Source organism: Mycobacterium sp. (genome assembly GCF_052143115.1).
Classification (GTDB): domain Bacteria; phylum Actinomycetota; class Actinomycetes; order Mycobacteriales; family Mycobacteriaceae; genus Mycobacterium.
This window is the reverse complement of the sequence record NZ_JBKQTQ010000073.1, coordinates 26,830-39,063: the sequence shown is the minus strand read 5'-3', so window position 1 is coordinate 39,063 and position 12,234 is coordinate 26,830. Positions and strand designations below refer to the sequence as shown.

11 protein-coding genes and 1 pseudogene are annotated in these 12,234 nt (G+C 64.1%); 5 read left to right on the top strand and 7 right to left on the bottom strand.

Annotation, left to right across the window (positions count from 1 at the left end; all coding sequences use genetic code 11):
* Window positions 1-97: 97 nt before the first annotated feature.
* Window positions 98-1,504, bottom strand: coding sequence for an acyl-CoA synthetase (locus tag ACLQI9_RS08365; RefSeq protein WP_442378205.1), 1,407 nt, complete (start codon window positions 1,502-1,504; stop codon window positions 98-100).
* Between the two features lie 219 nt (window positions 1,505-1,723).
* Between ACLQI9_RS08365 and ACLQI9_RS08360 the strand changes: the two genes are divergently transcribed.
* On the top strand, window positions 1,724-2,704 hold the full coding sequence (locus ACLQI9_RS08360; protein ID WP_442391461.1) for an Acg family FMN-binding oxidoreductase: 981 nt from the start codon (window positions 1,724-1,726) through the stop codon (window positions 2,702-2,704).
* Between the two features lie 333 nt (window positions 2,705-3,037).
* Here the strand turns inward: ACLQI9_RS08360 and ACLQI9_RS08355 are convergent, their stop codons facing one another.
* Window positions 3,038-3,868: a universal stress protein gene (locus tag ACLQI9_RS08355; protein WP_442378203.1), complete on the bottom strand. Its 831-nt coding sequence runs from the start codon at window positions 3,866-3,868 to the stop codon at window positions 3,038-3,040.
* A 163-nt stretch (window positions 3,869-4,031) separates the two neighbouring features.
* Here ACLQI9_RS08355 and ACLQI9_RS08350 point away from each other — a divergent pair, with 163 nt between their 5' ends.
* Together ACLQI9_RS08350 and ACLQI9_RS08345 are read left to right on the top strand one after the other, a co-directional pair.
* Window positions 4,032-4,628 (top strand): Rv1733c family protein, encoded by a 597-nt coding sequence (locus tag ACLQI9_RS08350; protein WP_442378202.1) that lies wholly within the window; start codon window positions 4,032-4,034, stop codon window positions 4,626-4,628.
* Window positions 4,629-4,680: 52 nt separating this feature from the next.
* Complete coding sequence (locus ACLQI9_RS08345; protein ID WP_442378201.1) at window positions 4,681-5,568, top strand: universal stress protein; 888 nt, start codon at window positions 4,681-4,683, stop codon at window positions 5,566-5,568.
* Between the two features lie 31 nt (window positions 5,569-5,599).
* Here ACLQI9_RS08345 and ACLQI9_RS08340 read toward each other — a convergent pair whose 3' ends face one another.
* Window positions 5,600-6,151 carry a hypothetical protein gene (locus ACLQI9_RS08340; protein WP_442391472.1) on the bottom strand — a complete coding sequence of 184 codons (552 nt, stop codon included), beginning with the start codon at window positions 6,149-6,151 and terminating at the stop codon, window positions 5,600-5,602.
* Between ACLQI9_RS08340 and ACLQI9_RS08335 the strand changes: the two genes are divergently transcribed.
* On the top strand, window positions 6,032-6,784 hold the full coding sequence (locus tag ACLQI9_RS08335; RefSeq protein ID WP_442391459.1) for a 3-oxoacyl-[acyl-carrier-protein] synthase III C-terminal domain-containing protein: 753 nt from the start codon (window positions 6,032-6,034) through the stop codon (window positions 6,782-6,784). The two genes, ACLQI9_RS08340 and ACLQI9_RS08335, sit on opposite strands and share 120 nt — an antisense overlap.
* Before the next feature lie 39 nt (window positions 6,785-6,823).
* On the opposite strand, the gene ACLQI9_RS08330 is transcribed toward ACLQI9_RS08335, so the two are convergent.
* The 4 genes and pseudogenes from ACLQI9_RS08330 to ACLQI9_RS08315 form a co-directional block, all read right to left on the bottom strand.
* On the bottom strand, window positions 6,824-7,192 hold the full coding sequence (locus ACLQI9_RS08330; RefSeq protein WP_442391457.1) for an STAS/SEC14 domain-containing protein: 369 nt from the start codon (window positions 7,190-7,192) through the stop codon (window positions 6,824-6,826).
* 23 nt (window positions 7,193-7,215) lie between these two features.
* Window positions 7,216-8,196, bottom strand: a pseudogene (locus tag ACLQI9_RS08325) (1-phosphofructokinase family hexose kinase).
* Between the two features lie 25 nt (window positions 8,197-8,221).
* Window positions 8,222-10,255 carry an erythromycin esterase family protein gene (locus tag ACLQI9_RS08320; RefSeq protein ID WP_442378198.1) on the bottom strand — a complete coding sequence of 678 codons (2,034 nt, stop codon included), beginning with the start codon at window positions 10,253-10,255 and terminating at the stop codon, window positions 8,222-8,224.
* A 111-nt stretch (window positions 10,256-10,366) separates the two neighbouring features.
* The gene (locus tag ACLQI9_RS08315; protein WP_442378197.1) at window positions 10,367-10,798 is read right to left on the bottom strand and encodes an Hsp20/alpha crystallin family protein; all 432 of its coding nucleotides are present in this window, start codon (window positions 10,796-10,798) and stop codon (window positions 10,367-10,369) included.
* A gap of 512 nt (window positions 10,799-11,310) precedes the next feature.
* Between ACLQI9_RS08315 and ACLQI9_RS08310 the strand changes: the two genes are divergently transcribed.
* On the top strand, window positions 11,311-12,213 hold the full coding sequence (locus ACLQI9_RS08310) for a universal stress protein (RefSeq protein WP_442378196.1): 903 nt from the start codon (window positions 11,311-11,313) through the stop codon (window positions 12,211-12,213).
* The last annotated feature ends 21 nt before the right edge of the window (window positions 12,214-12,234 follow it).

Sequence of the window (12,234 nt, the reverse complement as noted above, 5' to 3'; positions counted from 1 at the left end):
ACGGTAACGACGGTAGGGGAAGGCGCCTCCCCTTGCCCACAACGAAGGCAGATGTCGCGCTGTAAAGACGCTGTAAAGACTCGGACGCCGTTGCCTCTCAGCCGCGGGTCAGCAGTTCTTTCTTGACCACCTTGCCCATCGCGTTGCGCGGCAGCGCGTCCACGATCCGCACCTCACGCGGCCGCTTGTGCACCGAAAGCTGCTGGGCGACATAGTCAATCAGCTCTTTCGGCTGCGCGTCGCCGACGACGAACGCGACGATGCGCTGGCCCAGGTCTTCGTCGGGCAGCCCGACCACTGCCGCCTCGGCCACCCCGGGATGCCCGAGCAGCGCCGTCTCGATTTCACCAGCGCCGACACGGTATCCGCCGGACTTGATCAGGTCGACCGACTCACGACCCACAATGCGATGCATACCGTCGCTGTCGATGACGGCGGCATCGCCGGTGCGGTACCAACCGTCGGTGTCGAACGCCTCGGCGGTGGCGTCCGGCCGATTCAGGTAGCCGTCAAACAAGGTGGGGCCGCGAACCTGCAGCCGGCCAATCGTTTCCGCGTCATGCGGCACCGGGCCACCGTCGTCGTCGACCAATCGGGTCTCGATGCCGGCCAGCGGCAGGCCGACCCAGCCGGGACGGCGCTCGCCGTCGGCGCGAGTGGACAGCGTGATCAGCGACTCGGTGGCGCCATAGCGTTCGACGGGCGCGTGCCCGGTGAGCCGGACCAATTGGTCGAATACCGGCACCGGCAGGCCGGCGCTGCCGGACACCAGCAGCCGCGCCGGCCGTAGCGCCTCGGCGGCCGCCGTGTCAGCCACCACCCGTGACCAGACCGTCGGCACACCGAAGTACAGCGTGCCGCCTGCGGCTGCGTAGGCTTCCGGCGTTGGTTTTCCGGTGTGTACGAAGCGGTTTCCGACTCGCAGTGACCCGAGCAGACCCAACACCAGACCGTGCACGTGGAAGAGCGGCAACCCGTGCACCAAGGTGTCCTCGGACGTCCATTGCCAGGCTTCGGCGAGCGCGTCCAGGTCGGCGGCGATCGCCTGGCCGCTCAGCTGCACCCCTTTGGGCGGGCCGGTGGTGCCCGAGGTGTAGATGATCAGCGCGGTGTCCTGCGGGGACGGCTCGGGATGACGGTGCCACGAACGGGCGTGCGTCCGTACCGGGATGTGCGGCAGGCCCTCCGGCTCGTCGGGCACCGGACCCAGCCAGGCCTGCGCACCGGAGTCGGTGAGGATGTGGCGACGCTCGGCCTGCCCGACGTCGGCGGGCACCGGCACCACCGGCACGCCGGCGATCAGGCATCCGGCGACGGCCAACGCGGTTGCGGCGGTCGGTGTGGCCAGGACCGCAATCCGGTCCGCTCCGCCGACGCGTTCGGCCACTGATGTCGCGGCGCCGACGACATCGCTGCGGCTCAGCGTGACGTCGCCGATGCGGACGGCGTCGCCGATATCGCGGCCGCCGGTGACGGCGGCGGGATCCAGCGAGGTCAGCAGCACGTGTGCAGGTTACCTTGCGACGATGGGGCATTCAGCGGTCATTGTTGTTTAACACCACGCAATGCGTTGTGGGAACCGCGCTCACGCTGTGCAGCGAATACCTATGTCATGGATCGGGCGCATGGCAGGATGGGTCGTGGCATCGAGGACTTATGGCCCTGGCGCAGCCGACGTCGTCCAACAAGCCTTGAAAGCAGGTAAAGGTCGGGAGGTAGAGATATGACAACCCCTTTGGTAGAAGCCGAAGTCATCGAGGCTGCGGTGGAGTCGGCGTGCCGCGCACCGTCACAGCACAACAGCCAACCCTGGCAGTGGGTGTTCAGCAGCGGCGAACTCCGGTTATTCCTCGATCCAAGTCGAGTCATGGATACCGACCAGTCGGCGCGAGAAGCGTTGATCGGTTGCGGCGCGGCCCTCGATCATCTGCGGGTAGCGATGGCCGCCGCCGGGTGGCGGGCGCATGTCGATCGGTTTCCCAATCTTGACAACCAAAACCACCTGGCATCGATCCACTTCACCCCGATCGAATATATGACGGAACGAGATCGGCGTCGCGCCAGCGCCATCTGGGAACGTCATACCGACCGGCTGCCGTTCAGCGCGCCAACGGACTGGAAGTCGTTCGAACCGGTGATGTCCAGCAGCGTCGACGGCGGCGCCATTCACATAAACATCATCCCCGAAGACTTGCGTCCGCGTCTGGTGGAGGCGGCGCAGATGGCGGAGTCGTTGCGACTGTACGACACGTCCTACCACGACGAGCTGCATTGGTGGACTGCACCATTCGAGGCAGCAGAGGGCATCCCGCACAGCTCCCTGGTTTCGGCGGCAGAGAGCGACCGGGTTGGTGTCGGACGGGTGTTCCCCGTCGTCGGTCGGCCCGAAAGGCGCACTGAGATTTCCGAAGACCACTCCATGATCCTGGTGCTGTCCACCGACCACGATAGTCGCGCCGACGCTTTGGCTTCCGGCGAAGCGCTTTCCGCGACCTTGCTGGAATGCACTATGGCTGGCTTCGCCACCTGCCCGGTAACAAACTCTACCGAGCACGAAGCCACCCGCGACCTCGTCCGGTCGCTCATGGATCACGACGCCGTGCCACAAGTCCTGGTCCGGGTGGGCGTGGTGCCAGTCGCCGAAAAAGCACCACGGCCCACACCGCGGCGACCGCTGTCTGAAGTCTTGCGGCTGAGAGCTTGACGGGTACAGCGACAGCTCGGAAAGACGCAAGCCGTTAGGCCATCAGCCCGGCCAGGTCGGGGACCGTTCAAACGGCAATGGATCCACTCGCTTTCGAACGGCTGCTGAACGGGTACAGCCCTCGCCTCGAGTCGAGTCGTAGCCGGGCCATCGGGCATGGCTCGCTAGCGGCACCGAATCCACCGCATGACGTGTCCGCGATCCCATCAGAGCGGGTGCAGGCTGCCAATCAACGCCGACCGCATGCCGCTGGCTGGGCTGGCGAACAGCTGACACAGATTTGAACCTCGCAGAATATTCCGGTGCGGGCCCGGCCGCTCGAGGGACTCGCCTTCATCGGTGTTTACCCCGCACGATCAGCACGGAGCAGTCGGCATGGGCGAAGATCGGCAAACCTCGCGGGCCGACCAGCTGCGGCACCCGGTTGGCATCCTGAGTGCCAATCACGACCAGTTGAACCGCACCAATGTAGCCCTCGAGATATCGAGCCGCACTCATGCGCGTGCAGGCGACTTCAACCTGCACGTCGGGATACCGTCGCAACCAGCCATCCAGGCGCCGATAGAACTGTTCATCGCCGATCTCGAAGAGCGCCCACCGCCAGACTCCCAGCGCGAGCAGGGGAGCCCGCCGCGCCCGGGCTTCCTCCATGGCCCATTGCATGACCTCGTCGTTGCCGGGTTGGTCGTCGACGACCACCGCGATGAAACCGGCCTCGGGAAGCGGCCCGTCCTCAGTGCGTCGAATAATCGCCACCGGGCACTGCGCATACTCGGCAAGTATTGCCGCGGTCGATCCGAACACCATGCTGGCTACTCGACCGATCCCCGTAGATCCGACGCAGATCAGGGTCGCGTTATTCGACTCGGCGATCAGGGCAGAATCGACATCTGCACGCAGCACCGCTGTGTCGATCTTCACCGGCAGGCCAGTCGCCTCCACCGCCAAACGAGCAGCGCGCAAGGAACTTTCGGCGTATTCTTCGTCGTCTCGATAAGCAGACGCCGACGCGATCGGCCCGTCGGTGATCTGGATGACGTGAACGAGCCGAAGGGGAACATCTTGATGGATGGCTTCCCTGGCTGCCCATTGGGCAGCTCCGATCGCGGCGTCCGAGCCGTCGACGCCAACGACAACCGGTCCGGGTGACTCTGTGTTGTTCATCGCGTGCTCCTGATTCGACGTGGACGTTGATGACGCTATCCGGAGGCCGGTCACCGGACAGGAGCCGTAGGGCCTCTCACCTGTAGACGTTGGACCCTAAGAGCGGGACTTCTGAATTGCGACGCTGGATGCAACATCGCAAATAACCCGAGGTGAGGTTGCCATGCAGAGCTTTGTAATCCGGCCGATGACGTGGCCGATTCTTCGGCTTTTCAGCCGCAATCCGCTCATCCGGACCAGCGATCGTATCGAAACAGCAGTCGTCACGCTGGCCGTATTATTGGTTGTCATCGCCGCGGCATGCGCAGGGGCACTGGGGACGGTCATTCACGACACCGAGGCCCAGAACTACCGTCAACAGGCGCAAACGCGACATGCCGTCGTGGCCACGGCCATTGACGACAGCAAACCAGCAGTGTCATCTGAAACAACGGCCTCCACGGTTTACGCGCGCTGGCAAGTGAACGGCATTGATCACGCCGACGTACTCGGCTCGGATTACGCCGTCAAAGCCGGTGAGCCGCTGCAGATTTGGGTCGGCGCCGATGGCAACCGAGTCAATCGACCAACTCCGGTAGAGCGCGCAGCCGCCGACGCATTATCGGCAGCAGTTGTGGGATGGTTGATCGTCGCCCTGGCCGCCGCACAAGTGGTGTGGGCTGTGCGTGCCCACGCGAGCCGCATGCGGGACGCTCAGTGGGAGCGAGACATCCGCTGCCTCGTCGACGACGACGGCGGGCGCACCAACCGTTCGCAATGATCAGCTTTGTCAAGCGGCGGCCGTGGGCCGCCGATCCTTTGAGGAGATGCAAATGTCCGCTCCGATAAGCCATTCGGGCATCTTGGTCGGCGTCGACGGATCGCCTGCCTCCAATTATGCCGTCGATTGGGCGGCGCGTGACGCCGCGATGCGCCATGTTCGTCTCACTCTCGTGCATGCCGTTCGGCCCATCGGGACCACCCTGCCGGCACTGCCGGCGCCGACGGCCTTCTCACGATGGCAAGTAGAGCAGGGGCAGAAGATCCTTGACGACGCTGTCGAGATCGCGCGGAGCACCACTCGGGATGGTGGCCCGGCGCAGATTGAAAGCGAGCCGTTGTTCTCGCCCGTCGTTCCGACCTTGGTCGATTTGTCCAAGGAGGCCCAGATGGTCGTCGTCGGCTCCCGGGGGCGAGGGCCCTTAGCGCGCAGCTTGCTCGGATCGGTGAGCTCCAGCCTGATCCGGCACGCACGCTGCCCGGTTGCGGTCATTCATGACGAGGACCCGCTGATGCCTCATCCCGCTGAGGCGCCGGTGCTGGTTGGCATTGACGGTTCGCCGGTATCGGAGCTGGCGACCGCGATCGCTTTCGAGGAGGCGTCATGGCGAGGCGTCGAGCTCATCGCGATGCACGTCTGGAGTGACGTCGAAGTGAACGATTTTCCCGCCATCGATTGGCCGGCGATGAAGCCGGCCGCAGAGGAGATCCTCGCCGAGCGCCTGGCCGGTTGGCAGGAGCGCTACCCCGACGTGACGGTGCGACGCGTCGTTGAATGTGACCATCCGACGTATCACCTCATCAGGCAGTCCGAATCGGCGCAACTTGTGGTCGTCGGCAGCCATGGCCGGGGTGGATTCGCCGGCATGTTGTTGGGGTCGGTTAGCGCCGCATTGGCTCACTCGGCTCGGATGCCGGTAATCGTCGCGCGTCAATCGTAGCTGCGCACAGAGAAATCGGTTCTTCGGCCCGCTATTCGGGTAACGGCGCCGACCAGCGCAGTATCGTCTCGCTGGCAGGGCCGGTCTCGACCGTGAGGCCGCCTCCGATCTCTTCGGCGATCCGATGCATTTCGGTGCGGTTGTTGGCAGTGGCTTGGTCTGGCACGCCCTGCGCATCGACGGCAACCTTGATGCTCAGGTCGTCACCGACCTCGACGATGACGCTGAGCCTGCTGACGTTGGATTGGCGGGTCGCATCGCCGACGGCCGCCCGGACGAAGGCTTCCGCGTGATCTGCCAGGGTTGCATCGACAACCGACACTGGGCCGACGAACTGCACCATTGTGCGTAGACCGCTACCCGAGCACTCAGCGATCGCATCCTCCAACCGTTGCCGCAGCCGCGCACCCGAAGGCGTGATGTGCAGGCCGAAGACCGCGGTGCGGATGTCCTGGATCACTCCTTGCAAATCGTCGACCTGCTCCGCCAGACGTCGCTGCACCTCAGGGGTGAGCCAGCGCTGGCGGCCATCATCCAGGACGACATCGGCGCCAATCCGGAAGATCCGCACAGCGATGCGCACGGCACATTCTCTTTCGACATCGCCAACGGCGCCTGCGGGGTCCTGACCGCGTTGCAGATCGCGGACGGATTCCTGCGATCACAAACGATCTCTCGAGCATTGGTCGTCGCGGGCGACGCCGATCCGGGTCGGCGTGCCAGTGAGCGGTTCCCATTCTCGCCGGTGGGCGCGGCCCTGTTGTGCAAGTGGTCCGACCAGGACGACGGCCTCGGCCCGGTTTACTGGGTGAACAATCCGGATGACGGTGAAAACTTCGGGGCAACAATAGATTTCGATAAATCCCGCAACGTTCTGCGCTTTCGCGAATCCGCTGCAATAGACATTGAGCTGGCCGCCGCAGGCGCGCAAGCGGCGCAGCGTTGCCTCGAAGAAGCGGCGCTCGACGCATCCGACGTTCCGGTGATCATCGCCGCTCCTCCTCACCACCAGTATCGAGCCGAACTCGCTGCGCGGCTTGGGGTACCGGTTGAACGGATTGCCGTGGCTACCGACGAACGCATGCATGCGGCTTCGCTAGTAGCAGCGCTGGAACGTGAAACCGAAAGGATCCCGGCAGGCACTCCAGTTCTGCTCGTCGCCGCGGGTGCAGGAATCGTAGCCGGTGCCGCGCTGTATCGCACTCCGGCCCTCTGACGAAGACTCGCTAGCCGCATATCCGACCGGAGCCTTCTGTCAGCCGGCGGCCCACTTCGTGGCGCGCTCGAGCTCGTCGAGACCGAACAGAGCAAGCTCCCCGGGAACCATCCACGCCAATGCATGCAGGGTGTGGGCAACCCATTCCTTGTCGGTTACCACCGCGATTCGCTTAAAGGCCGCATGATGCTGGAAAAGAGCACCGAATCCCAGCTTGAGGTCCTCAACCAACCCGCCGGGTCCGAAGCCTTCGTAATCGGACGCGATGACCTCCACGATCCTGAGTTCGCCGGCTTTCATTAGCTTCTCCATGGCTGGCTTGAACTCGCGCAGGTCGTCGCCACGCAGCCGGCCCGACACCCGGATGCCGGTCACTCCCTCGGGCATGCCCGACAATACGTCGATCATCAACCTTTCCTTTCTCAATCAGCTTAGCTGCCCACGGCACTGAGATCCGCCGGCTCGGCGACGAGTCCGAAGAGGCGCTCGACATCGCCACGAGTGCACACGGCACGGGGTCATCAACATCGCGGCCCCGGCGGCGACGCCGAAGCGAACCGACTTCGACAGCGGCCATCCTCTGCTCAGGCCAACCGTAATCGCGGCGACCATCGCGTCGCCGGCGTCCACGCCACTTCCGGAACGCATGTTGATCGCCGGAATGCGTTGAGCAGCAGAAGGGGTGATCACCAGCGCACCACGGTTACCGAGTGACACCACGACGACCTGCGCCTGTCCGCGCTGAACTATCTCCTGTGCCGCAGCGGCCTGGTCTGCCTCGGTAGCCAGTTCACGTCCGATGCATTCACGTAGCTCTCGCACGCTGGGTTTGAGGAGGAACACCCCCGGAGGTTATGTGTTGCAAGCCGCTGCCCGACGTGTCCAGAATCAGTCGCGTCCCGAGATCACCACAGACGTCGGCTATCTGTCCGTAGAAGTCGGCGGGCACATCAGGCGGTAGGCTGCCACTCACCACGACGAACCGAGCGGAGCTGGCCACCGTGCGAAGTTCGTCAACGCATTGTGCCCGTTCGGCGAAGGTCCACCGCGGTCCGGGGAGTACAAACCGATACTGCCTGCCCGCTACATTCTTCATTGACGGTGAAACTTTCCCGCGTCCGCCCGCCGGTCCCGACCCGGTGAAACGGAATGCCCTCTGCCACAAGCAGATCGGCAACCACATCCCCGGTCGGCCCGCCGGCTGGAAACACTGCGGCGACTGAAGCACCAAGCACACTTGCGATACGTGCCACGTTGATACCGCCACCGCCGGGATCATGCCGAGCGCCCTGACAGCGGAGCTTGTCGGTGGGACGCACCCGGTCCACGCTGGTCGTGATGTCGAGCGCCGGATTCATCGTCAATGTCACGATCGTGGACCGGTTTCCGTCAGGCGATGTGAGTGTGCTCATCGTGCTGCTTTCGTCAAGCCCGGCCCTACAGGCCAGTCGGGTAGGTTTCGGGTGTCTCGCCCGCAATCCATTGGCTGGTCACTTCGAGCGGCTCGAGTGCCTCCGTGTTCTCGATGTGAATCATTGCGTCGAACTGATCCGCCGGGCGGACATGGAAGTAGTGGCTTTGTCTTTCAGTCGCCGGTAAATAGATCACGCCGATCGCGCGGCCCAATCTGACCATGTCCAACGCCGCGCCCGCGGCGCCGTCGGATGACACGACGAACGCAGGGTTACCGGTCTCGTGGAACAGCTCCTCGACGCTGCCTGGCAATGCCGGCCGAACCACCTTCCGCTCGGCCACACCTCCCCATTCGCTGGCAGCGGTCACAGCGCCGGTGTAGGTGCTGAACCCGATGAGCCGACAGTCGTCGCCGTAGCGTTCACGGACGAGTTGGCCCAAAGTGAGTTGACCGTCCGCGGACACCTCTGTCGCCCGGGCGTCACCGACATGGGAATTGTGCGCCCACACCACGATTCGTGCTGGTGCGGCGCCAGGGTGGCGGTCCAGGTGGGCGAGCAGCGCCTGCAGCGTTTGGGCCATGTGCTGGTCCCGCAGGTTCCAGGATGTGACGCGTCCGCTGAACATCGCGCGGTAGTAGCGCTCGGCGTCACGCACGACGTGCGCGTTCTGTTCCGCATAGAAAAGCTCGTCTTCGGCAAGCAGCCCGTCGCGCCGCGCGTAGGCCAGCGCGTTGCGTTGGATGTCAACGAGCTGATCGATGGCCTCTTTTTCACATGACAGGCCGGCGCCGAATGCTGCCCGGAAGCCGTAAGCCTGACCATCATCGGCGGATGCGTGGTCGAAGCAGGCGTAGCGGGCCCGCGCGCGGGCCGCGCCCACCGGGTCGATTTTGCCGAGATAGCTGACCACCTCGTGCATCGACCGATGGAGACTGTAGAGATCCAGGCCGTAGAAACCGGCTTGGCGGCGATGCTGCGATCTACGGCCTCGATTGTTGGCCCGTAGCCACTCGACGAAGTCACGGACCACGGTGTTGCGCCACATCCACGACGGGAAGCGCTCGAATCCGCGCAACGCCTCTTCGGCGGAGGTGTCGGTGCCCTGCCCGCGCACGTACCGGTTCACCCGGTAGGCGTCCGGCCAGTCCGCCTCGGCGGCCACCGCACAAAATCCTTTCTCGTCAATCAGCCACTTCGTGATCTCGGCTCGGGCCTGATAGAACTCGTGAGTACCGTGCGAGCTTTCGCCGATCAGCACGATCCGTGCGTCGCCGATCAACTCGGACAACATTTCTCGTGGTGGTACACCGGCCGGGGCGTCGATGGCAACGCGCCTGAGAACGTCGGCCGCTGTCTCTCCGGCGGGGGCCAGCGTCGGCCCGGTCGTCGGGGTGGCGAGCAGGGTGCGAACCTCTTCGTCGCTGACCTGGCTGAAGTCCCAGAACGATGCGCCTACGGCCAAGAACGGGGTGGGCATGGACGCGCAGACCATGTCGTCCACCAAGCCGGCGAATTCGCGACACGTGGACTCGGGTGCCGCTGGCACCGCGATCACGATTTGTGCCGGTTGGGCCTCGCGCAAAGCCTGCACCGCGGCGAACATGCTGGCGCCGGTGGCCAGCCCGTCATCGACGAGGATGACAGTCTTTCCGGTCACGTCAGTCGGCGGGCGACCGTCGCGATAGGCCGCTTCTCGTCGGATCAGCTCACGTCCTTCACGTTCGGCGACGTCCCGCAACTGTTGTGGGGTGATCCGCAGACCTCGCACCACGTCATCGTTCAGCACAACGCGACCGCCACTGGCGAGCGCGCCCGCCGCGAATTCTTCATGGCCCGGGACGCCGAGCTTGCGCACGACGAATGCATCAAGCGGCGCATGCAGTGCGGCTGCTACCTCCCATGCGACTGGCACTCCGCCCCTGGCAAGACCCAAGACCACGATGTCGGGTCTGTCACGGTAGGCCTGCAGTAGGCCCGCCAGCACTTGGCCGGCCTCACGACGATTGCGGAACAGTCGATCTGGCGTGTCCTTGCCGAGGATGATCGCTCTACTCATTTGCGTGTCCTCACTAACTCGCGGATGCCGCCGCGGTGCAGACGACACGGTAGGTGTTGGGCGGACCCGCAGCAAAGGTGTGTGCTGCCGCGGGCCCGCCTCGCAATCTGGTCAGTTGGCCGAGGCAATCGGCACGTGCTTTTCGGCGGGTTTGGATTCTGTGACGGCCACCGAGACTGTCAGGATGCCCTTGTCGTAGGTGGCCTTGACTTCGTCTTCGTCGGCACCGGCCGGCAGCGACACCGTGCGGACAAACGAGCCGTAGGAAAACTCCGAGCACCCGTCGAATTCCTTCTTCTCGCTGCGCTCGGCTTTGATCGTCAACTGGCCGTCGCGCAGGGTGATGTCGATGTCCTTCGCCGGGTCGACGCCGGGGATCTCGGCACGTACTTGGTAGCGGCCGTTCTTCATTTCATCCTCGAGCCGCATCAATCGGGTGTCGAAAGCTGGGCGCAGTCCAGAAAACGACGGGAACGCGGCGAACAGCTCAGAGAACTCGGGAAACAGCGAGTGCTGCTGACGTTTGACGGGAAGGGTGCTCATACTGGCCTCCTGCTGATGTTTTGGTTTAGCTACGTGGACGATTCGACCACTCGGCCCAACGCGGCAGTAGGGGCGGAAGTCCCGCGTTGCCGGGGACATTTGTCGGCACTTGTCTGGAAATCGAGACGTGAGGTGACCTTTGGCCCTAGGGCGCTCGGGCGGCCCGTGCGACAGTCGATAATGAGATCTGCCCGAATCGCGGTTCGTCAGGTAGTTAGACACCTGGTTTGACCCACCGTCCCAAGACGGGGATACCGCGTTCGGGCAGATCATCACGGAGAGAGACGCCCTCGGCGCCGGCGACACGATCCCCGATTCGCGGAGAAGTAAACTAAACTCGGCTTTGCCGTCCGTCCAACTACGAAAGCGATTACCCCGCTGGATAATTCATCCCGTCGCGGAGGGTCCTACGGCCGCGATTTTCGGGACTAATGACTCCTGCCAGTCGCCCGCCAAGTTCCTAAAGTCAGGAGCGACGAGCCCAACAAAGCCACTCAACAGGAAGGACGGCAATGTCCAATCGCTCTGTACATCAGGGAATCGTTGTCGGCGTCGACGGATCGCCGTCATCGGACATGGCGGTCCGCTGGGCCGCGCAGGAAGCGGGGATGCGCAACGTTCCGCTGAGCCTCGTTCATGTCGTCGAGAGACCCCCGTGGGGCATGCTAGCCCTGGGCGGAGACGCTCTCCCACCTCCGTCCGCAACCAGTGAATGGCAGAAAACAGAAGACGAGGAGATCATCTCGGCCGCAGTCGAGCTCGCCAAGGACACCGTCCAACACGGGACCCTTCCGGAACTAAATGTCGAGGTGTACTTCTCGGCAACCGGTCCGGCGCTTTTCGATCTATCCACTAACGCGCAACTGATTGTGGTGGGCTGTCGCGGGCACGGCAGGGTGGGTCGCGTTCTGCTCGGATCGGTCAGTACCGGGCTGATCCACCATGCGCATTGTCCGGTGGCCGTGATCCACGACGAAATACCCGCTGCCTCCCAACCTTCTCAGCTTCCGGTGGTGGTCGGCATTGACGGGTCGCCGGCATCGGAGTTGGCGACAGCGATCGCTTTCGACGAGGCGTCCTGGCGAGGTGTCGAGCTAATCGCTCTGCACGCATGGTCCGACGCGCACGTATCCGACATTCCGAGCATTGAGTGGTCGGCCCAGCAAGCGGTCGGGGAGGAAGCCTTGGCGGAACGCTTGGCGGGCTGGCGAGAGCGCTATCCCGACGTTGCCGTCCGGCGCCGAATTGTGTTGGATGCTCCGGCTCGTCATCTGCTGGAAGAGGCCGAGTCCTCGCAACTCCTCGTCGTCGGCAGCCATGGCCGCGGCGGATTTCCCGGCATGCTGCTGGGATCGGTGAGCACGGCGGTGGCGCAGGCGGCCCGCGTGCCGGTGATCGTCGCCGGACAGCAGTAATCAAACGACAGAAATCTACTC